The following is a 22,122-nucleotide window of genomic DNA, read 5'->3' as shown; positions in this document are numbered from 1 at the left end:
GCGGTGCTTGCCTCGCATCAACCCTTGCCTCGCATCAACCACACATCGACCACAACGGCGATGATCTCGCCCAGCAGCGTCCACACGCGCAGTGTGATCGCCGCCAGTGCGAACGCGGCATCCCGGTCGATCGGGTTCATCGTGACCGCGCCGTCGGGCAGCAGTAGTCGGAGCATGCCGTAAAGAACCAGCTCGCGCACGCCAAGGCCGGCGGGGACGGGCCGGGCGGTGTTGCCCGCGGCATACGCTACCGCGACCGCCGCCGCACACAGCGCGATCTCGCCGCCGTGCAGCCGCAAGACATCGGCCACCACCGACGCTCCCGCGATTGCAAACAACGCTTGACCGACGACGCCCAGCCCGAGAATTGTGTAAAGCCGTGCTTCACCCAATCCCGACGCGAGCGGCGGCCGGTCGAGGAGGTCGGCGATGATGTTGAAAATCCGACGCAGCCAAGTCGGTCGGAGGATCAACGGCGCACCGACCAGCACCGCGGCCGCCACCGCAACGACCGACCACGTCGGCACGCGCAGGTCCACTTCGCCAATCGCCGCGCCGACGAGAAACAGGGCGGCGGTCATCAGCGACGCCGCGAGGATGATCGCCGTCTCGTAAAAGCGTGCCGACCAGGTCGTGCGTGCCGGGACGCCGAACGGTCGCAGCAGATACGGCCGACCCAGCAGCGGCAACATGTTTACCGGCAGGTAGCCGGCCAGTTCCGCCACGGTCCAGACTTTCGACGCCTCCCGCAAAGGTATCCAGTGCCCGAGCCCCGCGAGCACCGCCCGCCAAAGCGCCGGCCGAGCGACCAGCAGATACGCCAGCAGCACGCCCGCCGCCAGCACCAGGCCCAGTACGTCGATTCCACGCAGCAGCCGCGGCACCTCGCCGATGCCGCGTAGCAACGGCAGCACGATCAACCAAAGCAGCCCCAGCGCGAACGATGTGACCACCATCCGCGCCAGCCACGGGCCGGCGATCGACCACACCCTGCGGAGTTTGCGTTGCGATGTCTCCGAAAGTTCGAGGATTTCACCCTCGCCGGATCGGCCGTGCTTGCGGCGGGGCGGCAGCAGTCGCAGGCCGAACTTCTTGAACCAGCGACGCGCCAGCCGGCGCAGCTTCGGGATTTTTCCGAGCGACCAGTTGAGCACCTGCAATCCGACCCACGCCGTCGCAAACGACGTGAGCACGGCCAACGCGGTGAAGGGCACCAACGCCCCGGTCCCCAGCGCGTAGTCTTCGAGCAGGGACTCGATCCGATCAAACTGCGCGGCCCCGTACGTGACGAGTCCGACGGTCACCAGCACCGCCGCGAGCGTCGAGAGGCCCACGAGCAGCCGATCGCTTAGTTCGAGCCTGCGACCGCTGAGAAACCGCGTGGTAAGTTTGCGTTTGCCCGGAAACGTCACCAGCGCGAAGCCGATCAGGAACACCGGAATCCCGCCAGGCCCGGGTAGCGTGATCCCCAGCAAGGGCGACGCGAGGATGAACAACCAGCCCACCACGTTCTTCGCCACCAACAGGAACGTTCGTCGGAGCGAGATGGTGTCGGCTTCACGCAAGGCCGCCAAGGGTAGCGGCTTGCCGCCGACCGGGTACGCTTTGCCCATGCACGGCCACTCCGGTATCGACCGCGTCCTGCTCACCAGCGATCAGATCCTTTCTCGCGTGGGCGCGATGGCCGCCGACATCGTTCACGATTACGAGGGCGAGGACGGGCTGATCATCGTGCCAATCCTCACCGGAGCGATGGTGTTCACGTGCGACCTGATCCGACGCATGCCGGTGCCGATGAAGATCGGTTTGCTCACCGTCAGCAGCTACCCCGGCACCGCGACGACCAGCCAGGGCGTGAAGTTTGTCGAGGATCAGATCGAGAAGCTCAAGGAGCGCGTCGTCGGTCGGCCGGTGTTGCTCGTGGATGACATCCTCGACAGCGGCAACACGCTGCGTGCCGTCACCGCCGAACTGAAAGAGCTCGGTGCCAAGTCGGTCAAGACCTGCGTGTTGCTGCGCAAGGAAAATCGCCCCGAGGCCGCGGACGTCGTGGGCGATTACGTCGGCTTCGACATCCCCGATGCGTTCGTCGTCGGCTACGGGCTGGACTACAACGACATGTACCGCAATCTCCCCGACATCGTCGTGCTCAAGGACGAGACGTTCAGTTGATCTCCCCCAAAAGCCCACGGCTTCAGCCGTGGGTCCGCGACGCTCCCCGCCGACCTGCGGCTGAAGCCGTGGGCTTTGGGGCGTTCGTTCAATCCTCCATCTGCATCTGTCCGTTCTCGTCGTTGGGAGAGAACGGGTTGTGGGCGATCTCCCAGAGGTGGCCGTCGGGGTCGGCGATGTAGCCGGAGTAGCCGCCCCAGAAGACTTCCTGTGGCTCCTTGATCGGTGTAGCGCCGCAGTCGACGGCGAAGGCGAACGCTTCGTCGACTTCCGCGCGGCTGTTGAGATTGTGCGCGAGCGTCACGCCACGGAAACCGTTGCCTTCGGCGGAGACTTCCGCGTCCTCGGCCAGCGCCGCCCGGCCGTACAAGCCGAAGACGGTGCCCGAGAGTTTGAAAAAGCTGATGTGCTCGTTCGAGCCTGACGCCTTCTTCCAGCCGAGGCGTTCGTAGAACGCGGTGGAGACGGCGACGTCGGCCACGCCGAGCGTCACGATGCTGATGTGCGGGTGCCAAGCCATGCGCATGACGTTACCCGTCGGCCCGTTTGCCACCAACCCATCGGCCCACGATCTCGCCATCGAACACGTCGCCGGCGATGGCAATCATGTCCGCATGGAAGCCGGGCGCGAGCCGGCCGACCTCGATCCCCAATGCGACGCCGGCATTGTCCGTGACCAACCGCAGCAGCGTTGCGTCGTCGACCTGCCCGCGCAGTAGCCGACACTCGGCCCGCAGGTCCAGGTCGGGCGAACTCGCGCGGCTGTCGGTGCCGAGGCAGAGGTTGATCCCGTGCTTGAGCATCTCGCGCCAGCGGTGGGGCGGGTGCTCGAAGAACAAATGGGTCCGCGGACAAAACGTGACCGAGCAGTTGCCGCCTGCTAGCAAGTCAAGGTCGGCGTCATCGGCGTAGTTCACATGGGCCAGCACGGCGTTTCGTTCGAGCAGCCCGATCGACTCGGCGAACTCCACGGGCGAGCCGTCGAAGGTCGGCAGACCGTCGGCCCAATAGCCGGAGTCCCGGATCAGATCCGCGAACGGCCCGGTGCGATGACGCACGTACTCGGCCTCCTCGGTCAGCTCCGCCAGGTGCGTGCTGATCGGCAGCCCGGTCGCCAGGCACGCTTCCCAACCGTCACGCTCGACGGTGTAGGGCGCGTGGGGCGAGACACCGATGGTCAGATGTTCGCCACTTGCGTTGGCCTCGACGGCGGCGGCGACCATCCCGTCGGCCAGGTGTGCCTTCCCGGACGGCGCGAGGACTTCGCCGTAGCTGACGCTGCGCATCGGGGCGGCGGCGAGCGTGGGGCGGGTCAGGTTTGGCAGCCGGGTGATGTCGCCGACGCAAGTGACGCCGAACCGCATCGATTCGGCCACGCCGCGTCCCATCGCCTGGGCCGCGTGGAACGGGTCGTTGGTCCCGTCGAGCTTCGAACGCTGACGCAAACCCATCACCCACGGCACGAACCCGCCCTCGGGCAACGGCTCCGACTCGCACAACGACAACTCCAGGTGCGTGTGCGCATTCACCAACCCCGGCAACAGCGTCACGTCGCCCAGGTCCGTCACGATCCCGTCGAGCCCGACGCCGACCTCGACGATCTTCCCGTCCGCGACACGCACCATGCCCCCGTCGATGGGTGCGTCGGTGATGGGCAGAACTGTTCGAGCACGAAGGAGCATGTTGGTGCGCATGAAGCCGAGGGACGAGCGTAGCGAATCCCCGGGTCGAACGCCGCCAGCACCCGGGGATTCGCGGACTCATCCCTCGGCTTCATGTTTCAGACTTCCTCCTCCAGCAGCCGCGCGACGTCCAGCCACGTTTCGAGGCGCTTCTCGGCGAGTTGGCGGGCGAAGTCGAAGTGGAACTCGTCGCCAAGGCGGGCGGTCCAGTAGCCGTAGCGACTGCGGGCGCGGGTCGCGTCGAGCAGGGCGGTGAGCCCGTCGCCGCTGATGGCGAGCCGGCCGACCTGTTGCACGAAGCCGCCGATGCCGAAGTCGTCGAGGTTGACCGCGTCGCTGAGCAGCTTCGCCTCTTCGAGCATCGGTGGCCGGCGGTGCAACTCCTGGAGCAGCCGAACCGTGCGGTCCAGTAGGTCGTCGTCGATGTCGTCGGCGAGGTCGGTCACCAGCAGTTCCGCTGACCGCTCGGCCCGGTCACGCATGGAGGCGACGCCGAACTTGCCCGTCGGCAAATCGCCACGGGCCGAGGGTAGCTGCAACGCCCAGCAGGCCAGTTGGAGTGCGTCGTTGTCGGCATCGCTGACCATGTCGCCGCGGCCGAGCCAATCGGTGAGCCGGGTCCAGAGCCGGTCGGCGTCGTCGGCGAGGCGGCGCTGCGCCACGCCCTGTGCCGGCGTTGGCGGCGGGGCGCACACCTCCGCGTGGAGCCGACGCAGCAGTGGTTTGGACAGGGCCATGGGCGTGACCGATCGATCGACCAACGACCGGGCCTGTCGGCCCCGCCCACGGGTCGATGCGGGTGCATTCACTCCGACCCACGCACCCCCGCTTTGGCCACGCCGGTCGACTCCTCGAACAAACGACACACGGTCGCATCGGCCGACCGCATCCTTGTTCTACGATCATCTCATGACTTCTGCACGGATAATCGCGATTTTAATGATTGGGTGTGGACTGTTGGCCGGCTGCGGCAAAACAACCAGCACCTACCAACGCACCGAGACCCGCACCACGCTCGGCGAGCCGGTGCAACTGACCACCGCCGAGCAGTTCGATGCCGCGGGCGAAGCGTACTTCTGCCCCGACACGCGGCACCTGATTTTCCAGGCCAAACCCCTCGGCGAGGCGCACTACCAGATGTACCTCGCCGAGTTGCAGTTCGAGGGCGAGCAGATCGTCGGCCTCAGCGAGCCGGTCCGTATCACGCCCGAAGGCTCACGCAACACCTGCGGCTACTTCCACCCCACCCAGCCACGCATCCTCTACGCCTCCACGCTCAAACGCCCCGACTCACCCTCGGGCCAGTCCGGCTACCAACGCGAGGGCGGCGACTACGAGTGGGACTTCGACGCGGCCATGGAGATCTACACCGACACGCTCGACGAAGACGGCCTGCCGACTAAAAAGCCGATTGCGTTGACCGACAACGACGCCTACGACGCCGAGGGTGCTTACAGCCCCGACGGCAACAACATCATCTTCACCTCCGACCGCGATGGGGACTTGGAGCTCTACGCCATGCGGGCCGACGGGACCGGCGTCGTGCGCCTGACCGACGCCCCCGGCTACGACGGTGGCCCCTTCGTCAACCCCGACAATTCCAAGGTCATCTGGCGGGCCGACTACGCCGGCAACGACCTGCTGCAGATCATGGTCGGCGACCTGGTCCGTAATGCCGACGGCGACATCACGGGCATGGAGAACATCATCGCCGTCACCGACAACCGCCACGTCAACTGGGGTCCGTTCTGGCACCCGTCGGGTGAGTTCGTCGCCTACGCCACGAGTGAGCAGGGCCATCGCAACTACGAGGTCTACCGCATCAGCCTCGACGGCACCGGCAAGCAGCGCGTCACCGACGCGCCAGGCTTTGACGGTCTGCCCGTGTTCGACCCGACGGGCAAATGGATGCTGTGGACCGCCAAACGCCCGGTCTCCGACACCGACGCCGGCACCAGCCAGCTCTACGTCGCTCCCTTCGACGGGTCGGCCACTCGCGTGCTGCGGTAGCCGACATGCGTCCGTCGGACCGTGGGTGAAATTCTAACCGCTTTGGCCCATGACCTTCGGCCCTTGGTCGACTAGAACATCCACCATGAGCGACACTGCCACGCAAGCTTTCGGCATCATCGGCCTCGAAGTCATGGGCAAGAACATTGCCAAGAACATCGAGCGCAACGGCTTCCCCATCGCCGTCTACAACCGAACCACCAGCAAGTCCGAGGAGTTCCTCAAGGAAAACCCCGGCATCAACGCCAAGATGGGCGCGACTTACGAAGAGTTCGTCGGCCTGCTCCAAAAGCCACGCCGCATCCTCGTGATGGTCAAGGCCGGCAAGCCGGTCGACTACGTCCTCGAGGATCTCAAGAAAGTCCTCGACAAGGACGACATGGTCATCGACGGCGGCAACTCGCTCTACACCGACACCGAACGGCGGGCCAAGGACATGGAGTCGCACGGCTTCGGCTTCTTCGGCTGTGGCGTCTCCGGCGGCGAGGAGGGCGCGCTCTGGGGCCCCTCGCTCATGCCCGGCGGCACCGAGAAGCTCTACGACGAGGTCGACGAGATCCTCAAGAAGATCGCCGCCAAAGCGGAAGAGGACGGCCAGCCCTGCGTGACCTACCTCGGCAACGGCGGGGCGGGCCACTTCGTCAAGATGGTCCACAACGGCATCGAGTACGGCGACATGCAGCTCATCGCCGAGGCGTACGACCTGCTCAAGCGCGTCGGTGGCTTGTCCAACGCCGAGATCGGCGACATCTTCCACGAGTGGAACCAGGGTAAGGACCTTCAGTCGTTCCTCGTTGACATCACCGTTGACATCTTCAAGTACGGAGCGGCCGAGGGCGACAAGGAAGACCTCATCGACCTGATCCGCGACGCCGCCAAGGCTAAAGGTACCGGTGCGTGGACCGTGCAGGCGGCGATGGACCTGGGCATCAGCATCCCGACGATCGCCGAGGCGGTCATGGCCCGCAGCATCTCCGATCGCAAGGAAGAACGCGTGAAAGCCGACGGCGTGCTCGAAGGCCCCAAGCCCGACGGTTCGTGGATTCACCAGAAGCAGCTCATCCAGGACGTTCGGGCCGCGCTCTACTGCAGCAAGATCTGCTCCTACGCCCAGGGCTTCACGCTCCTGCAAGCGGCCGACAAGGAGTTCGACTTTGGTCTGCGGATCAAGGAAGTCGCCGGCATCTGGCGGGCCGGCTGCATCATCCGCGCCGCCTTCCTCAACGACATCACCAGCGTGATGAACAAGGAGCCGGACATCGCCAACCTGCTCATGGCCGAGCAGTTCAGGAACGAGATCGCCGAACGACAAGCCGCCTGGCGGCGCGTCGTTCGCCTTGCCGCCAACCAGGGCGTCCCCGTCCCCGGCTTCAGCGCGAGCCTCGCCTACTACGACAGCTACCGCACCGCCCGCCTCCCGGCTAACCTCATCCAGGCCCAGCGCGACTACTTCGGCGCCCACACCTACGAGCGCCTCGACAAGCCCGTCGGTGAGACGTTCCACACCGAGTGGGGCGAGAAGAGCTGAGCGTCATGCCGGATGCGGTGTGGATAAGACGTTCTGGTAAGCTTGCGCGGATGCGTATCGCGACCTATGCGATTCTCCTTCTCGGTGTCTTTGTTGCCGCCGCAGCTGATCGTCCTCGCGAGCAGGACTTGGTTCGTGTCTCGGTCGTCCGTGTGCCTGACGGCGACACGATCGAGGTGAAACCCGCGACCGGCAGGTCGTTCGAAGTTCGCCTCGACGACATCGACGCGCCCGAGTACGACCAGCCCCATGCCGAGGTCGCGACAGGTCTTTTGCGCAACGCGCTCATGGGTAAGGACGTGTTCCTCGACATTAAGGCGACCGATCGCTACGGCCGCAAGATCGCATGGGTCTTCGACGATCAGGGCCGCGACGTGAATCTGGCGTTGGTGAAGGCCGGTGCGGTTTGGGTGGATCGGCGCTTCCCGACACGCCCGTCGATGATCCCCGCCGAGGACGCCGCCCGCGCTGCAGGGCTTGGGTTGTGGGGTTTGCCCGAACGCGACCGCATCCCGCCGTGGGAGTGGCGCGAACGTCGGTGACGTTTGGGTATTCGAACCGCGTTGCGGAGCAACGCAGCTATGCGCTCGGCGAAAACCTGGACCCGGTGCTCGGCTGCGTTGCTCCGCAACGCGGTTGCTACGCTCGGGGCGTGAAGTTGCTCGCCTTGGAAACCTCCACCCGTCAGGGGTCGATCGCGCTGTGGGACGACGGCGTTGTCGCGGAGCGGGCGTATGCGGCGGGGTTTCGACAGGCGAAGTCGCTGGTGGGGGAGATCGACTTGCTTTGCAGGTCGGCCGGCTGGACGCCGACGGATTTGCAGCGTGTCGCGGTGTCGATCGGGCCGGGAAGTTTTACCGGGGTGCGCGTGGGGCTCGGCGTGGCGAAGATGTTGGCGTTGAGCCTGGGCGTCGAGGTGGTGGCGGTGCCGAGCTTGCTCGCAGCGGCACAGCGTTCGTCGGCGGAGCGGATCGCGGTGGCGCTCGATGCGCGGAAAGGGCGTGTCATTCTCGGTCAGTTCGAGCGGCGCAGCGGTGAGGTGATTGCGACTTCGGAGCCGACGATCGTGCCGGACGCGACGCTTGATGAGTTGCCAGCCGGTACGGAAATCCTACGGGAGGACACGCCGCCGTTGGCGTCGGACGTGGCTTGCCTCGGTGTGAAAATGACGCCGGTCGATGCGGTCCGTTTGGTGCCGGCGTATGTGCGTCGCCCCGAGCCGGAGGAGAAGCGGCTGGGGTTGGTGTGACGTGGGTCATGTCAGGTACAGCGACATGGCGATGAGGCAGCCGATGCCGCCGCAGATGATGCCGGCGATGGCCATGCCCTTGCCGCCGCCTTCGCCGCTCTGGGCGATGCCGACGATGCCGAAGACGATCGCCAGCAGCGGGACGATGATCGTGCAGCCGGCCGGGATGCCGATGATGCCCAGCACGAGCGACGCGACGCAGAACCCGTTGTTCGCGCCGGCCGCTTCGAGCGTCGTGCCCTCCATCGTGAAGGGCATCCCGCAACTCTTGCAGTTGTTCATCTGGATCGAGTTGTTCGCGCCGCACCGCGGACACTTGATCACTTGCGACCCGTCACCTTGCCGCAGAATCTTGGGCGCGCGCTCCCCCGCGGCGGCGTAGGCGTGGACCGGGTGCGGCGGGGGCTTGACGACCTTGCCCGTCATCGGGTCGATGAGTCGGCCGTAGCGGTCGAGGATCGGAATGATGATCGTGTTGCCGCAGGTGGGGCAGTGGCCTTCGGAGCCGGCCATGCCTTCGTTGGCCTCGAGGCGGGACGAGCAGTATTGGCAGTTGAAGCCGTAGCGCCGACCGGTCCCCTTGTGGGCGCGGACGGTGTCGGCCGAGAGGCGTTGCGACGCGGCAGGCTTGGGCGGTGTGGGGGCGGCGCGAGGGTCGGGCCGGTTGCTCGGAACCGGCGGCGCGTCGGTGCCCAGCGAGGTGTCGAACGTCTCCTGGGTGGGCTTTGCCGACACCGGCGCGAGATCCTCGGCCCCCGGCACGGTCTGGATCGACTGGCAGGTCGGACATTTCACCTTCCGTCCGGCGTAGCGATCCTCGGCCGAGAGTTGTGCGCCACAGACATTGCACGAAAAGACCGGCATCGACCTCCGATAGTACGAAATCGCCGCGAGGTTGCGACGGGATTGGTTGCCGAGTTTCCGGGGCGGTCCTAACCTGCGTTTCGGTTCGCCGACGTAGCTCAGTTGGTAGAGCGCGGCTTTCGTAAAGCCGTTGTCGTGGGTTCGAGTCCCACCGTCGGCTTTTCTCGACACCGCTTATCAGACGACCATCTCCGGCAGATTCCTGCTGGCCGGATGCGGCGGGCGATTTTATGTTTCATCCATGGAACGGATGCAACTTGAAGGGCGGTCGGTCGAGCCGGCGGTGAGGCGGTGCGATCCCCGACGCGGTGGGATGTCGCTGATCTATGCGACGTTGGCGTTGTTCGTGCTCATGGGCATGGCGGTGCTGGCGATCGACGTCGGCAGCGTGCAGCTGGAGCGTTCGAAGATGCAATCGGCGGTCGATGCTGCAACGCTCTACGGCGTGACCGGGCTGGACATCAACAGCGCCGAGGTTCGCAAACGTGTTCGAGATTCGTTGGCCGACAACCCGATGTTCCGTGACGCCGACGGCAATGGCGTGGCGTTGAAAGTGTCGAACGCGAACATCGAGTTCGGCATTTGGGACGCCCACACCCGTTCGTTCACGCCGACCGGTAACCCGGCCAATGCGACGGCCCTGCGGGTGACGGCCGACGTCAACGCCGATGGCAACACCGGGATGAAGTCCTACTTTGCCCGCTTCTTCGGCGAAACCAAGTTCGAAGCCACGCTCAGCGCCACCGCGACTCGCGGCAAGGCCGTCCCGCTCGAGGTACACGCCGTCGCCAGTCCCTACATGGCTGGCATGCCCAAGGGCACGAAGATTCCGTTCACCTTCTACGAGGGGAAAAAGGGGCGGAAGTGGGACATGGAAGATTACGACTTCGACGGTGACGGCGAGGACGATCTCTACGACCAGAACGAAGACCCGGCCAAGTGGGAGAAGGCCATCAAGGCCAAAAAGGACGCCAGCGGCAATTTGAAGAAGAAGCAGTACCTGACGCCGTCGCATTCGACGATCGAGCGTTGTGCCGCGTATCGCGTCGACATCCCGGTCAAGCCGGGCCAAGTGCTCTACTTCCGCGATGTCAACGGCGTGACCGGCGACTACAACTCCGGCGGGCAAAAGTACGGCCTCGATGGCAACGAAGGACGGCCCAACATCATCCAGTCCGACGTCAACGGCTACGCCGGCATGAGAGGGCCGCTCAACGCGCTCACCGGTGTGTTCCTCACCGACGATCAGCCCGACAAGACCGGCTACGTTCCCGGCCTCGACTTCTCCAGCCGGTCGGCCCGCAACTACGACGAGCTACGCCCGGAAAACAAGCAGATCTTCCACATCGGCGACGGGCTCAACAACGACGCCGACCGGCTCCAGCGGATCGTCGTGCCCGACGGCGCGACCCGCCTCTACCTCGGCATGCAGGACGAGTACGGCTTCTGGTGGGACAACTTCGGCTCGATCAAGACCAACGTCTTCGTCGGCAAGCCGGTGTTGGTCGACTGACCCGGTCGACGGATACGAGAGGCGCGAGGCCATCTGTTTCCATATGCGAACGACCCCCGGCGCGAGTGCGTCCGGGGGCGTTCGTCTTGGGGGTGGGGTCCGTTTGGCGCTAGCGGCGTCGGCGGAGCAGCAGACCAGCGACGGCAAGCCCGGTCAGGCTGGCCGGCTCGGGGACGAACGTGAACGTCGCCGTGATCGTGCCCTGGTGGCGGACGTCGAACGGGTCGACGAACGCGCCGAAGAACGGGTCCTGGAACGGAAAGAACGGCCCTTGCGGCGGATTGTTCGGATCGATGTCGGGGAAGCCGGGGTCGGTCTCGAAGCCGCCGAAGATTTCCGTGAAGCCGCCGAGCACGGTCGTGAGCGGGACGACGCCAGTGAACGCGTTGAGCACGTCAGGGTCGTTGGCGTCGAACTCTGCGACGAACTGGAACTCGCCGGAGTCAAAGTTGCCCTGGAAGAAGTCGGGGCCGCTGCCGTTGAACCCGTCGGTGGGTCCGAGGCCGGGGCTGAAGATGTCGCCGGCCGCGCCAGGGCCGATGAACGGCGGGAAACTGCCGCCGCCTTCTTCATCGGGATCACCGCCGCCGCCATCGGCGAGACCGAACTGGTGGATCGACAGGTAGAGCACGTCGGCGGAGAAGTTGCCTTCGGCGATCGCGACCGGCGAGTTCTGCTCGATGTTGACGCCGAACGTGATCCGCTGGTCGTAGGTGAGCGTGATCCCCGTGAGCGGGCGGGTGCCGCCCATGTCGTCGTGAAGTTCGAAGACCGGCAGGGCCCCATCCACCGCGAAGTAGTCGAACGGCACGACCTGCGTGGTCGTGCCCGCGGATGCGAGCAGCGGCATACCCAATAGCGGCAGGCCGAGTGCGGCGGAGAAGAGTGTTTGTGATTTTGTCATGTTTCTTCCTTCGTTTGGATCGCCCGTGGTGGCCGGATTCCGGCTGATGGGCGTCACCAGCAACACGATAACGAAAGTTCGCGGCGACGCCAGATGTTTCCAGAAAATCTCCAAAGATTTTTGGCGCGGGCGTTCAAATCGCCCGTCGGCTGTTATGCTTCCCGCATCACCGCCGCCTCTAAGCCAACCCGCCGCGTTACCGCCCAGGCCACGCCCACGTTCATCGACGCCGCGGCGCAAGCGATTCGCGAGGCGCAGGATGCGATGACCGGCCTGATCGGTGACGCGGGCCTCGGTGGGGCCCGGGCCGTCGACCTGGCCCGAACGCTCGATCTCGACAAGACGCTCGCCTGGAAGCTCGCCCGCTTCACGGTCAACGAAGATCCGTGCGACGCGTTCAAGCACCTGCCCGGTCGGGGCGGTGTGGAGATCGTCGTCGAGGCGGCGAAGGGCGTGGGTGTGGCGGCCGATCAACTGGCACGGGTTCGTGCCGCCGACCAGAGTCTGCGTGGTTTCGTCCGCAAACACGCCGGCGACCGACGGACGTTCGAGGCGATGCTGGCCGGCGTTCGTCCCGATCCGGTGACCGAACTCGAGGAGCGCCGCTCGTACTACAAGGCTGGCTCGGCGATCTGGGGCGTTCGTGCCCAGACGCAGTTTCTCACCCTCGCGCTATTCCCCTCCGATGATCAGCCGGACCAACTCGACTGCGTGCAGGTCTCGGGCTACGTCCAGCTCGAACGACTTCGTCCTCAGGTGCCTTGGCTTATCCGTCGGCTTCGCACGCAGCAGGACGATGGCACGCCGTACGAGCCGTTCAAGCGTGAAGCCCTCGATCCGCGCGGCGCGTCGGAGCGGACGGATGACGAGCGACCGCTGAGTTTGATGACCGACTATTGCAGCCGCCCGCTGCCGGAGATTCGCCAGTGGGTTGGCGATAAAGGCTGGCTCTACGACGAGCTTGCTCCCGGCGATGTCGGCCGGGCCGGCGCGGTGACCGTCATTGCCGGCGAGCGCTACCGCAATGCGCTGCCGCGTTATCGCAGCACCGACAATGTCGAAGGCCGATACGTGCTGACCGTGCGGACGCCTCTCGAACACGTGCAGTTCGATCTGCTGCTGCACCCGGACTTGACGCACTTCCGCTGGCCGACGTTTGCTTTGTTCGGCAATCTCGAGGAACGAGGTGCCAGCGACCCGGCATCAAAGCGCGAACTCGAACCCGTTCGTCCGGCTGATGCGGTGCAACTGAACCGCGAGCGGTCCGCGTCGTTCGGTTTCGACTACGGACAACTGTTGAGCGACGCGTTCACCCGTGCCGGTTGTGGTGACGTGGCCGGCTTTCGACATTTTCGCGGGGCCGTCGACTATCCGCCCGCACCTTGCGAACTGCAGCTGACTTGCGAGTTGGCCGGTACCTGAATCAAACGAACCCCAAGATTGCAGCCTTGGGGCCGTTTGACCAATGAGGAGGTGATTCCCCGGCGAGGGTGTTGCCGTCGCCAAGGTTTTGGGGGGCGAAGCCGTTCGTTACGCGATCAAGCGCAACGAACGTGTGGGGAACGTTTGGCTTATCGCTGGACCATGACGGCCCTGCGGCTCAGGCCGGTGTCGAGGTAACCGGGGAATTCCTCGAACTCACCGGCTGCTTTCTGGGATTCAGCGTGGCCATCGACGTAGAGGATGTTGGCTGACACGCCGGTGAACCCGGTGTTGTCGCCGCCGTGACGGAAACGCAGTTGGCCGATGTCGTTGAATGTCGCTCCATCGGTGTTGTCGCCACCCGCCGAGAGGTTGCGGTCGTAGAAGTCGGGATCGCCCTCGGCACCCAAGATCATGTGCGGATCAGAGTAGAGCCCGTTGAAACCGCCGCCGAACGGTGCGGTGTGGTCCAAGCGATACAGCGTTGCTGTTGCGGCGAAAATCTGGTTGTCATCGCCACCGGAGTTGGTTGTCTGGATGGCTGCGTCGGCTACGAGGAGTGTTCCAGCGGAATTGCCGACCTTGGTGATCTTGTACCCACCGACGACCGGGGCGGCTGGGATGTTGTCACCGAGGTTGGGCATTAGTCGCGGATGAGCGCCATACTGAGTGTTGGCCCCTTCTTCCAGGTCATCACCCGACTCCGCTGGCTGCGGGGCGGACGGACAAGTGAAGACGGCACGGCCACCCTCGCCACGTGTGTCGTTGTCGAGATCCTGATAGCTGGCTCCTTCGGCACCGATGTATGGCGCGATCAGGATTGTCCAGTCCGCACCATAGTCGTCGGGCTCTGATTCGCCGTTGACGAAGAAACCGAACGGCAGGGAGGTGTCATTTTCGACCGTATAGAGGTAGGTCGCCAAGCCTTGCTGGCGAACATTACTCAAGCACTGCACCGTAATGGCCGAGGCGCGAGCGCGTTGGAGGGAGGGAAGAAGAATGGAAATTAGCAGCGCGATGATGCCAATAACCACCAATAGCTCGACGAGCGTGAAAGCCCGTCGCGATGAAGCGCGAATCATGGAAATCTCCTCACTAGAGAATGTCGGCCGGGCACAATGCCCGGGCCAAGCGTTCACGACACGGTCAAGCGGCGTGAACGTCGGGACTACTACGAGGCAGGCGGGCCGGTGGTTTCTCCTACTTCAAAAGTTGTTTGCACGGTTACGCAATGGCGTCGCGGTTCAGGTTTGTCCTTTCCTTTGGTGCGAGCAACCGACCGATCGGCGATCAACTCCCGCATGATCTCAACGGCTTTCTCCCCGAGCTGCACCACGTCCTGGCACACCGCCGTCATCATCGGGTAGGAGAGTTTGCGTAGGTTGCCGTCGTCGAAGCCGATCAACGAGAAGTCGGTGGGGACGTTCAATCCTGCCTCCTGGAGGCCGCGGAGCATGCCGAGCGCTGCCATCGGGTCCGCCACATACGCCGCCGTCGGTCGCGAACTCTTGGGCAGCGACGCCATCCGCTTGGCCACCTGCACGCCGGCTTCCAGCGTTGCCCAGACACGAATGACACGATCCTCATCAACCACAATCCCGGCCTGCTCGTGGGCGTCACGCCAGCCATTCATGCGGTCAAGGTGGTCCGTGTCGTCGTGGGCATTGCTCACCACCGCGATCCGTTCGTGGCCGAGTTCGATCAGATAACGGACCGCTTCGGTGCTGGAGCCACGGCTCTCGGCGTCGACGAAGCTGACTTTCGAGGACGGATCATCGAACCGTTCACCGACCACCACCGCCGGAAAGCCCGTCGCCGCGAGTTCTTCACAGAGCGGAATGTACTCGTCGGTCGTGCGGATGATCGCCCCTTTGATCCCTTTACGCAGGAACAGTTCGGCAGGCGATTCTCCGGGGCGGAGCGAGCGTTGCATGCTCAAAACCAACAGGTCGTGGCCGAAACGATCCACACCGGCAGTCTGGTCGACCGCCCAGCCGATCCCTTGAAGAAGGCCGTGGTCATACGGCGACTCGACCGAGACCGGCCCGGCATATGCCAAAGCCAGCCCTTCGGCCACGGACCGTTTGCCGACCTTGCGGACATATCCGACCCGGTTGGCGGCTTCGAGGACGCGGCGCCGGGCGTCTTCGTTGACGTTCGGATTGGCGTTAAGTACACGCGAAACCGTCGCGATCGAGACACCGGCGTCCTGGGCGATCTGTCTGAAACTGGCCATGGACGTCCTCCTACGTCGACGTGCCGAACACAACAGGCTCGCGGGCCTGTGAAACAGTTACCGAAAGATACGGCAAGTCTGTTTCCCGTCAAGAGGGAAAAACGCGCGATGCCAGCCGGTTTTCGTGAAAGGGCACGGAAAAGCTGGCGACTGTTACCGCACCACGGCCAATGAACCCATCGTTCCGACACCCCAGAGGCGAGATCTGATGGCTCACTTTTCCTCGAATCTGCTCTGTAGTTTGGATTACTAAGCCACCGTGACAGCAGCACTTCCATTCTCTCTACCCCGCCCCGTCGGCGCTCTCGCAGCCCGGCGGGGCACCTGTGCAGGCCAATCTCGCACCGGCCGGACCACTATGCTCGATGAATCGATGGGGCCCGATGCACGACTGAGCAACGAACAATCCGCGCTCGTCGCGTCGTGGTTCGAGAAACACGGAGCGACACTCAAAACGTTCGCACGTCGACGGCTCGGTTCCGAGGAGGCAGCCGAGGATGTCGTTCAGGACGCGTTGCTCTCCGCCGCGGTCGCGGTCAGCAAAGGTGAGAAGGCCGAGGTCGAGCGGGCGTTTCTGCTGACGCTCCTGCGGCGGCGCATCGTGGATCTGCTCCGCAAGACCGTGCGGACCCGCCGGGTGGCCGACGAGTACTCGCAGATCATCGCCGACCAGGCGACGACGATCCGTGACGAGGTGTACGCCGTCGCGGCCAAGCGGTGGAACGTCCCGCCCGCCGCCGCACTGGAGCGGGCCGAGTTCTGGGAGAAGTTCAATCAATGCCTCGACAAGATGCCCACGCTCATGCGGCAAGCGATGGTTCTGCGCGAGATCGACCGCCTGCCGACGCCGGAGGTGTGCGAGACGCTCGGTATCTCCAAAGCCAATCTCTGGACGCTGGTGCATCGCGCCCGGCTGCGGCTGCGGGCGGACCTTGGTCCTTTGATGCGGAGTGGCAGGAAATGATTTCGTTTGACGCTGAAAGTTTTGCTAGGCTCTTACGACCTTTTGGGTAGAGAAAGATCCCCTCCCTTGCGACGATCCATTCGACATCTTCTGTTGGTCCTGACCCTCCGCTGCGAGGACGCCGATGAGATTCGGCTTCGCCAGCACTACGGCGAGTCCGATCGCGTCGAAGCGCTCGCCGAGCGGCTACACCGCATGATTTGCGGCACCTGCCGGCGGTCCAAGCCGCAAACCGAAGTCCTGGATGAAGCCATGGATCAGTTTGCCCAAATCGAAGCGTCGGACCGTTGATCCCTGTGAAACTCTGCGGAGGAATGCCGCCGCGCATCGCACACCAATGACGCGCCAAGCGGCGTTGCCCCGCAATGCGGTCCGATGTCGATCACATCATCCCGTCGTAATCGCTCACCGTCGCGCCGTCCTTGCACGCTTCGATGATCTTCCGGCCCATCGCGTCGAGGTCGTCGTGGACGAACTTGTCGATCTGCTGGTGGAAGAAGTCGGTGAGCATCTTCGCGCCGATGTCGTAGGCTTCTTCGCCGACTTCGGGCTGGGTTTCGACCTGCATGAACCACCTGCCGATGGTCTGGCCTTCGACCTGCAGTGTCTTGAGCGAGCGGCCCAGAAGGGGGCAGCGGCTGTCGACGAGTTTACCCGGGTCGAACGGAGTGGCGCCCCGACGGGCGAGGTACTCGCGGGTGACCCATTGCGGCGCGAAGCCGGTCTTCCAGCAACCGATGTGCTGGTTGGGCGTGAGGATGAACATCGTGTCCTGCGTGTCGTTGATCTGGTTGAGCAGGATGTTGGCCTGGTCGACGCGTCGGCCGGTGGCGAAGGGCCAGTAGGAGCCCACGCCCTCGCTGGTCATGCCGCCCTCGTCGACGATCGACGGGTTGCCGTGGCCGCGGGGCGCGACGAGCCGCCAGAGCCAGGCCAGCGCCGGCGGCAGGACATGGAACAGGCCCATGATCCCGTACGTCGGCAACTTCCGCGTGCATGGCGGACAACGCACCCCGAAGCTGCGGATGTCCACCGTCACCGGTTCGTTGACGATGTCGGGGTAGTGCTTGCGGGGGAATACCACGCGCGGGTTGGGGCAGGGCACGCCCGGCTCGTCCTGGATGTGCTCCCAGATCAACGCCGTCGAGCCCGGCATCGCATCGATGTTCAAGAAGAGCATCGGTGCCTTGGTGTTGATCGTCATGCCCTCGAGGTTCGGGTCGGTGCCGTAGTGGTCGATGTGGTTGACCCGCAGGAACCAGGCGGCCTCGGCGTCGGTGAGGGTGAGCTTCTTGAGCTTGGCGTCCTTGTCCTGAAGGTCGGGGTGACAAAGGGCCATGTCGTCGGTGACCGGTCCGAGGTCACAACCCCGCGGCAGAGTGAGGTAGCGTTCGTCGCCGGTGACGGTGTTGGTGCCCAGGTGCAGCCGGCCGTCGGGCTCGCGGTGCATGCGCTCGATCATCTCGCTCTTGCCGCCGCCGGACGCACCTTCGTGCATGATCGTGACGGTGTTGTCATAGGGCGTGGTGACCTGCACGGTCGAGCAGTGGGCGGTGGTCCACTCCTGCTTCTCACCGAGGGTGAGGAGCATGCCGTAGACGCCCTTCTTCGCGGACGGGCCGGGGTAGAGATTGTAGCTGAAGAGCTCGTGGAGCCCTTCGCGTCGGTTGTGGACCACGACCTGTTTGCCCTCGAAGTGCGTGTGCCGGAACGGCGGGGCGATGTAGATGATCGCGGTGTGGTGGTACGTGTCGGCGCGGCGCTTCATTTCCTCGATGGGCACGATGCCTTGGAGCAGCGAGAGGCCCAGCGCGAAGAAGCCGGCGTTGGCCGGACAGATCGCCAGGGCGGGCATCGTCTCGCCGAGCTGCCCGACGTCGAAGAAGAAGCAGGCCAGGTCCTGGCTCTTGAGCCAGGCGAACGTTTCCTGCCGCAGATCTTCAAACGACTTACCGAAGCGGCCCTCGTACGTCGGCTTGTCGGTCGCGCGTTCGTCGGCGATGACCATGCACTGGGCATCGCGACGCCGCATGTACGGCTCGAGGTAGTTGGCCGAGATGCCGTTGCGGACGCGACAGACCTTCAGCTCGGGGGTGAACTTGCCATTCACGTCGTAACCGACGGTGAAGTAGCCTGCCGGGTCGACCTGGTCGTCGGGGACCGCGAGCTGGACTAGTTCCTCGGGGCTACTGGCGAAGGTCACCGATTTGGCCTCGTTGAGGACGGCTTCGGCGGACTGCGAGAGAGAAAGACCGGGGATCTGTGGGACGGACATGGTTCTGTCTGTGAGGGGTTGGGGGTGCGACTGGTCGCCGCCAAGGTAGGAAACCGATACGCGACTTGCCATAGGCCGGCGACCGGTTTCGTCCTTTGCTAACACAGCGTTCGGACGGCTGGGTTGCCGCTGCTTCCGTTGGTGGCGACGTTTGATTTTTCGACCTGATGGCGCGATAAAGCCACCTTGGGGTCGTATTTGTCGCACCCTCGTGTGACGGGTTGTCGCACGGGCTGGGCGACGCAGGTTCAGGACGCGGGCCGGGCTGAGGTTCGTTGGTTGACGCCGGCGGCTGCTTGCTTGGGCCGATCTCGGTGCAACGATGGCCCCATGCCCACCGCGAAGCTGCCGGACGGATCCGAGAAACAACTGCCCGAGGGGGCGACCGTCATGACCCTTGCCGAAACCATCGGCCCAGGCCTGGCGCGCGCCGCACTCGCCGCCGAGGTCGACGGCAAGCAGGTCGACCTCTCGTTTCCGCTTACCGGCACGCACGAGGTTCGGCTCTTCACCTCCCGCGACCCCGAGGGCCTGTTCGTCATGCGCCACTCAACCGCCCACGTCCTGGCCCAGGCCCTACGGCGCATCTACGGCAACGACGTCCAGTACACCATCGGCCCGGTCATCGACAACGGCTTCTATTACGATGTCGAACTCCCCGAAGCCATTTCCGCCGATGACTTGTCGAAGGTCGAGAAGGAGATGAAGAAGATCGTCAAGGAGAAGCTGGCGTTCACCCGCGAGGACGTCACGCCCGACGCCGCCAATACCGCTTTGGCCGCGGAGAATCAGCGGTTCAAGAAAGAGTTGATCGACGAACTCGCGGCCCAGGGCGAGGCGACGGTGTCGCTGTACCGTCAGGGCGAGTTCACCGATCTGTGCCGTGGCCCACATTTACCCGACACCGGCCGGATCGGCGCCTTCAAACTCATGAGCATCGCCGGCGCGTACTGGCGAGGCGATGCCAACCGCGAGCAACTCACCCGCATCTACGGAACCGCGTTCTTCGACAAGAAGGAACTGGCCGAGCACTTGGAAAAACTCGCTGAGGCGAAGAAGCGCGACCACCGCGTCCTCGGCCCCCAGCTAGGGCTATACACCATCGACGAGCAGTCCGGCCAAGGCTTGGTGCTCTGGAAGCCCAATGGCGCGGTCGTTCGCCAGGAGTTACAGAACTTCATCAGCGAACACCTCACCCGCCAGGGCTACCAGCAGGTCGTCACTCCGCACATCGGTAAGCTCGACCTCTACCGTACTTCCGGCCATTACCCGTACTACGCCGACAGCCAGTTCCCGCCGCTGATCGACTACGACACGATCAAGCGGCTCGGGGCCGAGGGCAAATCGTGTGCGGACCTGGCCGGGATGCTGGAGAAGGGCGAGATCGACGGTTACCTGCTCAAGCCGATGAACTGCCCGCATCACGTGCGCATCTACGCCTCGGACGCCCATAGCTATCGCGACCTGCCGGTCCGCATCGCCGAGTTCGGTACCGTTTACCGCTGGGAGCAGTCCGGCGAGCTCGGCGGCATGACCCGCGTGCGTGGCTTCACCCAGGACGATGCCCACATTTTCTGCACCGAAGATCAGGTCGCCGCGGAGATACAGGGCTGTCTCGAACTGGTGAAGGTTGTGCTCGGCACGTTGGGTATGACCGAGTGCCGTGTGCGGGTGGGTTTGCGCGACCCCGACTCGAGCAAGTACGTCGGTGACCCTGCGCAATGGGATCGGGCGGAGAAGGCTTGCATCGACGCGGCCGAAACCCTCGGCGTCGACTACGCCTCCGAGCCCGGAGAGGCCGCGTTCTACGGGCCGAAGATCGACTTCGTCATCAAGGATGCCTTGGGCCGCGAGTGGCAGCTTGGAACCGTGCAGGTCGATTACCAACTCCCCGAACGCTTCGGCCTGACTTACGTCGGTGCCGACAACGCCACCCACAGACCCGTCATGCTCCACCGCGCCCCCTTCGGCTCGATGGAGCGGTTCGTCGGCGTGCTCATCGAACACTTCGCCGGCGCGTTCCCCACCTGGCTCGCCCCGACCCAAGCGATGGTCCTGCCCATCAGCGAAAAGTTCAACGACTACGCCGACGAAGTCACGGCCAAGCTCAAGGACGCCGGCCTGCGCGCCAGCGCCAACAAGGGCAACGAAAAGATCGGCGCCAAGATCCGCACCGCCACCATGGCGAAGGTCCCGTACATGCTCATCGTCGGCGAGAAAGAACAGGCCGACGGAACGGTCAGCCTGAGACACCGCACCGCCGGCGACGCCGGGAGCCTGACGCCCGCCGAAGCAGTCGAGCGTTTGCGTGCGGAAGTAGCCGAGCGTGTGTTGCAGCCGGCGCAATAGCCCGTTGGGCGGCGACCGACGGGAGCTTTCCTCCGAACGCCCAAAGCTCTCTCCGGTCGCAGCTCAACGGGTCGCCGCGCGTAGCCTCAGTAGAGAGCGTGTCTCTTCCGCTCCGCCTCGCGTCGCTGTCGCCAGTCGACTGTCGGGGCGGCACGCCGGGTCGGGCGTTGCAGTTCTTCCGGTCCTCGTCCCCATTGAGTGTTGGGCACGATCTCGAAGGTGACCGTGTCATCGTCTTGCAACGACATTCGTATCAACACGCCTCCGTCAGGCTCTTCAACCCTCGTGACTTCGCCCTCACCATTCATGCGAAGCCCCGCATGCACATCCAATGGCAGCAGGAGTGATGTCGGATCCTCATGATCAACGCTTGCCAGTCGAAATCGTGCGGGAATGTAAATGCCGCTATACATTCGACCAATTGACCACCACTCTTGCCGCTCACTGCCGGAAAGACTCGGCTCAGGCAAAGCCAGCACCCGCAACTGCGTAAGTGGGTTGTAACCATTGACCGACCGTCCGCCGACAATCATCAGGCGCCTCTGGCCGTCCGGGCGTTGGAGTGTCCCTAAAAAGATGATGTCGTTTGCAAACTGGGTTTTGTTTCGCGTGATGGGACGCACCCACTCGAGGCGCCCATCGAGTTCCGAGAGCCGCTGCAACGCATCGGGCATCGGCGACGCTGCGTGCTCATCCTCCGGCATCTCGAACGCCATGCATGCCCGCATCGCTCGCTGCCACGCGAACCACTGGCCCACTGGTTCGTGATAGCGCCACACCGCCCAGCCGACAACGCCGACGAGCGTGAGCAACACCAGCGTGCGTCGATGTCGAGCAACCCAACTCAACACCCGACGTGGACGGTGTGGGTGGTACGAGAGGACATCGATCGACACCGCCGCATCGTACTCAAATCATGCACCAACCTGGCCTCGCAGACTCAGAAGCCCTGCG

20 protein-coding genes and 1 tRNA gene are annotated in these 22,122 nt (G+C 64.4%); 11 read left to right on the top strand and 10 right to left on the bottom strand.

Going from position 1 to position 22,122, the window contains the following annotated elements; genetic code table 11:
- Nucleotides 1–17: 17 nt before the first annotated feature.
- Nucleotides 18–1,613 carry a lysylphosphatidylglycerol synthase domain-containing protein gene (locus AAGD32_08665; protein ID MEM8874319.1) on the bottom strand — a complete coding sequence of 532 codons (1,596 nt, stop codon included), beginning with the start codon at nucleotides 1,611–1,613 and terminating at the stop codon, nucleotides 18–20.
- Between AAGD32_08665 and hpt the strand changes: the two genes are divergently transcribed.
- Nucleotides 1,612–2,172: a hypoxanthine phosphoribosyltransferase gene (gene hpt, locus AAGD32_08660; GenBank protein ID MEM8874318.1), complete on the top strand. Its 561-nt coding sequence runs from the start codon at nucleotides 1,612–1,614 to the stop codon at nucleotides 2,170–2,172. The genes AAGD32_08665 and hpt overlap by 2 nt on opposite strands.
- An 88-nt stretch (nucleotides 2,173–2,260) precedes the next feature.
- Here hpt and AAGD32_08655 read toward each other — a convergent pair whose 3' ends face one another.
- The 3 genes from AAGD32_08655 to AAGD32_08645 all read right to left on the bottom strand — a co-directional run bounded on the left by AAGD32_08655 (nucleotide 2,261) and on the right by AAGD32_08645 (nucleotide 4,591).
- Nucleotides 2,261–2,692, bottom strand: coding sequence for a VOC family protein (locus AAGD32_08655; GenBank protein ID MEM8874317.1), 432 nt, complete (start codon nucleotides 2,690–2,692; stop codon nucleotides 2,261–2,263).
- A gap of 10 nt (nucleotides 2,693–2,702) precedes the next feature.
- Nucleotides 2,703–3,854 carry an amidohydrolase family protein gene (locus tag AAGD32_08650; protein MEM8874316.1) on the bottom strand — a complete coding sequence of 384 codons (1,152 nt, stop codon included), beginning with the start codon at nucleotides 3,852–3,854 and terminating at the stop codon, nucleotides 2,703–2,705.
- Between the two features lie 98 nt (nucleotides 3,855–3,952).
- On the bottom strand, nucleotides 3,953–4,591 hold the full coding sequence (locus AAGD32_08645) for a hypothetical protein (protein ID MEM8874315.1): 639 nt from the start codon (nucleotides 4,589–4,591) through the stop codon (nucleotides 3,953–3,955).
- 202 nt (nucleotides 4,592–4,793) lie between these two features.
- On the opposite strand from AAGD32_08645, the gene AAGD32_08640 reads away from it, so the two are divergent.
- From AAGD32_08640 to tsaB, 4 genes are all read left to right on the top strand, one after another.
- Complete coding sequence (locus tag AAGD32_08640) at nucleotides 4,794–5,864, top strand: hypothetical protein (protein ID MEM8874314.1); 1,071 nt, start codon at nucleotides 4,794–4,796, stop codon at nucleotides 5,862–5,864.
- Between the two features lie 85 nt (nucleotides 5,865–5,949).
- Nucleotides 5,950–7,392, top strand: a complete 1,443-nt coding sequence (gene gndA, locus AAGD32_08635; protein ID MEM8874313.1) for an NADP-dependent phosphogluconate dehydrogenase — start codon at nucleotides 5,950–5,952, stop codon at nucleotides 7,390–7,392.
- 50 nt (nucleotides 7,393–7,442) lie between these two features.
- On the top strand, nucleotides 7,443–7,934 hold the full coding sequence (locus tag AAGD32_08630; GenBank protein MEM8874312.1) for a thermonuclease family protein: 492 nt from the start codon (nucleotides 7,443–7,445) through the stop codon (nucleotides 7,932–7,934).
- A gap of 110 nt (nucleotides 7,935–8,044) precedes the next feature.
- Complete coding sequence (gene tsaB, locus AAGD32_08625) at nucleotides 8,045–8,641, top strand: tRNA (adenosine(37)-N6)-threonylcarbamoyltransferase complex dimerization subunit type 1 TsaB (protein ID MEM8874311.1); 597 nt, start codon at nucleotides 8,045–8,047, stop codon at nucleotides 8,639–8,641.
- A 6-nt stretch (nucleotides 8,642–8,647) separates the two neighbouring features.
- Here the strand turns inward: tsaB and AAGD32_08620 are convergent, their stop codons facing one another.
- Nucleotides 8,648–9,505 carry a DUF4190 domain-containing protein gene (locus AAGD32_08620; protein ID MEM8874310.1) on the bottom strand — a complete coding sequence of 286 codons (858 nt, stop codon included), beginning with the start codon at nucleotides 9,503–9,505 and terminating at the stop codon, nucleotides 8,648–8,650.
- A gap of 87 nt (nucleotides 9,506–9,592) precedes the next feature.
- Between AAGD32_08620 and AAGD32_08615 the strand changes: the two genes are divergently transcribed.
- Nucleotides 9,593–9,665, top strand: a tRNA-Thr gene (locus AAGD32_08615).
- Nucleotides 9,666–9,746: 81 nt separating this feature from the next.
- Nucleotides 9,747–11,018 carry a pilus assembly protein TadG-related protein gene (locus tag AAGD32_08610; protein ID MEM8874309.1) on the top strand — a complete coding sequence of 424 codons (1,272 nt, stop codon included), beginning with the start codon at nucleotides 9,747–9,749 and terminating at the stop codon, nucleotides 11,016–11,018.
- Nucleotides 11,019–11,127: 109 nt separating this feature from the next.
- Here AAGD32_08610 and AAGD32_08605 read toward each other — a convergent pair whose 3' ends face one another.
- Nucleotides 11,128–11,922: a hypothetical protein gene (locus tag AAGD32_08605; protein MEM8874308.1), complete on the bottom strand. Its 795-nt coding sequence runs from the start codon at nucleotides 11,920–11,922 to the stop codon at nucleotides 11,128–11,130.
- Nucleotides 11,923–12,015: 93 nt separating this feature from the next.
- Here AAGD32_08605 and AAGD32_08600 point away from each other — a divergent pair, with 93 nt between their 5' ends.
- Complete coding sequence (locus tag AAGD32_08600; GenBank protein ID MEM8874307.1) at nucleotides 12,016–13,344, top strand: hypothetical protein; 1,329 nt, start codon at nucleotides 12,016–12,018, stop codon at nucleotides 13,342–13,344.
- Nucleotides 13,345–13,493: 149 nt separating this feature from the next.
- On the opposite strand, the gene AAGD32_08595 is transcribed toward AAGD32_08600, so the two are convergent.
- Complete coding sequence (locus AAGD32_08595; GenBank protein MEM8874306.1) at nucleotides 13,494–14,426, bottom strand: DUF1559 domain-containing protein; 933 nt, start codon at nucleotides 14,424–14,426, stop codon at nucleotides 13,494–13,496.
- 89 nt (nucleotides 14,427–14,515) lie between these two features.
- Nucleotides 14,516–15,580: a LacI family DNA-binding transcriptional regulator gene (locus tag AAGD32_08590; GenBank protein ID MEM8874305.1), complete on the bottom strand. Its 1,065-nt coding sequence runs from the start codon at nucleotides 15,578–15,580 to the stop codon at nucleotides 14,516–14,518.
- A 373-nt stretch (nucleotides 15,581–15,953) separates the two neighbouring features.
- On the opposite strand from AAGD32_08590, the gene AAGD32_08585 reads away from it, so the two are divergent.
- Both AAGD32_08585 and AAGD32_08580 read left to right on the top strand, forming a co-directional pair.
- Nucleotides 15,954–16,544, top strand: a complete 591-nt coding sequence (locus tag AAGD32_08585; protein ID MEM8874304.1) for a sigma-70 family RNA polymerase sigma factor — start codon at nucleotides 15,954–15,956, stop codon at nucleotides 16,542–16,544.
- A gap of 66 nt (nucleotides 16,545–16,610) precedes the next feature.
- Nucleotides 16,611–16,835, top strand: a complete 225-nt coding sequence (locus AAGD32_08580; protein ID MEM8874303.1) for a hypothetical protein — start codon at nucleotides 16,611–16,613, stop codon at nucleotides 16,833–16,835.
- Nucleotides 16,836–16,926: 91 nt separating this feature from the next.
- Here the strand turns inward: AAGD32_08580 and AAGD32_08575 are convergent, their stop codons facing one another.
- Nucleotides 16,927–18,819 (bottom strand): DUF4914 family protein, encoded by a 1,893-nt coding sequence (locus AAGD32_08575; GenBank protein MEM8874302.1) that lies wholly within the window; start codon nucleotides 18,817–18,819, stop codon nucleotides 16,927–16,929.
- Nucleotides 18,820–19,149: 330 nt separating this feature from the next.
- On the opposite strand from AAGD32_08575, the gene thrS reads away from it, so the two are divergent.
- Nucleotides 19,150–21,168 carry a threonine--tRNA ligase gene (gene thrS, locus AAGD32_08570; protein ID MEM8874301.1) on the top strand — a complete coding sequence of 673 codons (2,019 nt, stop codon included), beginning with the start codon at nucleotides 19,150–19,152 and terminating at the stop codon, nucleotides 21,166–21,168.
- Nucleotides 21,169–21,254: 86 nt separating this feature from the next.
- Here thrS and AAGD32_08565 read toward each other — a convergent pair whose 3' ends face one another.
- Nucleotides 21,255–21,983 carry a hypothetical protein gene (locus AAGD32_08565; protein ID MEM8874300.1) on the bottom strand — a complete coding sequence of 243 codons (729 nt, stop codon included), beginning with the start codon at nucleotides 21,981–21,983 and terminating at the stop codon, nucleotides 21,255–21,257.
- Nucleotides 21,984–22,122: the final 139 nt, after the last annotated feature.

This window comes from Planctomycetota bacterium (genome assembly GCA_039182125.1).
Taxonomy (GTDB): Bacteria; Planctomycetota; Phycisphaerae; order Tepidisphaerales; family Tepidisphaeraceae; genus JBCDCH01.
Note: the sequence above shows the minus strand (reverse complement) of the source record. Positions and strands in the feature narration are given on the sequence as shown.

Excerpts from the sequence above, each read along its gene's own strand:
- AAGD32_08575 (MEM8874302.1), bottom strand. The coding sequence starts at position 18,819 with ATGTCCGTCCCACAGATCCCCGGTCTTTCTCTCTCGCAGTCCGCCGAA.
- AAGD32_08605 (MEM8874308.1), bottom strand. The coding sequence starts at position 11,922 with ATGACAAAATCACAAACACTCTTCTCCGCCGCACTCGGCCTGCCGCTA.
- AAGD32_08610 (MEM8874309.1), top strand. The coding sequence starts at position 9,747 with ATGGAACGGATGCAACTTGAAGGGCGGTCGGTCGAGCCGGCGGTGAGG.
- AAGD32_08585 (MEM8874304.1), top strand. The coding sequence starts at position 15,954 with ATGGGGCCCGATGCACGACTGAGCAACGAACAATCCGCGCTCGTCGCG.
- AAGD32_08620 (MEM8874310.1), bottom strand. The coding sequence starts at position 9,505 with ATGCCGGTCTTTTCGTGCAATGTCTGTGGCGCACAACTCTCGGCCGAG.
- AAGD32_08645 (MEM8874315.1), bottom strand. The coding sequence starts at position 4,591 with ATGGCCCTGTCCAAACCACTGCTGCGTCGGCTCCACGCGGAGGTGTGC.
- AAGD32_08650 (MEM8874316.1), bottom strand. The coding sequence starts at position 3,854 with ATGCTCCTTCGTGCTCGAACAGTTCTGCCCATCACCGACGCACCCATC.
- AAGD32_08590 (MEM8874305.1), bottom strand. The coding sequence starts at position 15,580 with ATGGCCAGTTTCAGACAGATCGCCCAGGACGCCGGTGTCTCGATCGCG.
- AAGD32_08600 (MEM8874307.1), top strand. The coding sequence starts at position 12,016 with ATGTTTCCAGAAAATCTCCAAAGATTTTTGGCGCGGGCGTTCAAATCG.
- hpt (MEM8874318.1), top strand. The coding sequence starts at position 1,612 with ATGCACGGCCACTCCGGTATCGACCGCGTCCTGCTCACCAGCGATCAG.
- AAGD32_08630 (MEM8874312.1), top strand. The coding sequence starts at position 7,443 with ATGCGTATCGCGACCTATGCGATTCTCCTTCTCGGTGTCTTTGTTGCC.
- AAGD32_08655 (MEM8874317.1), bottom strand. The coding sequence starts at position 2,692 with ATGGCTTGGCACCCGCACATCAGCATCGTGACGCTCGGCGTGGCCGAC.
- AAGD32_08640 (MEM8874314.1), top strand. The coding sequence starts at position 4,794 with ATGATTGGGTGTGGACTGTTGGCCGGCTGCGGCAAAACAACCAGCACC.
- gndA (MEM8874313.1), top strand. The coding sequence starts at position 5,950 with ATGAGCGACACTGCCACGCAAGCTTTCGGCATCATCGGCCTCGAAGTC.
- AAGD32_08595 (MEM8874306.1), bottom strand. The coding sequence starts at position 14,426 with ATGATTCGCGCTTCATCGCGACGGGCTTTCACGCTCGTCGAGCTATTG.
- thrS (MEM8874301.1), top strand. The coding sequence starts at position 19,150 with ATGCCCACCGCGAAGCTGCCGGACGGATCCGAGAAACAACTGCCCGAG.
- AAGD32_08665 (MEM8874319.1), bottom strand. The coding sequence starts at position 1,613 with ATGGGCAAAGCGTACCCGGTCGGCGGCAAGCCGCTACCCTTGGCGGCC.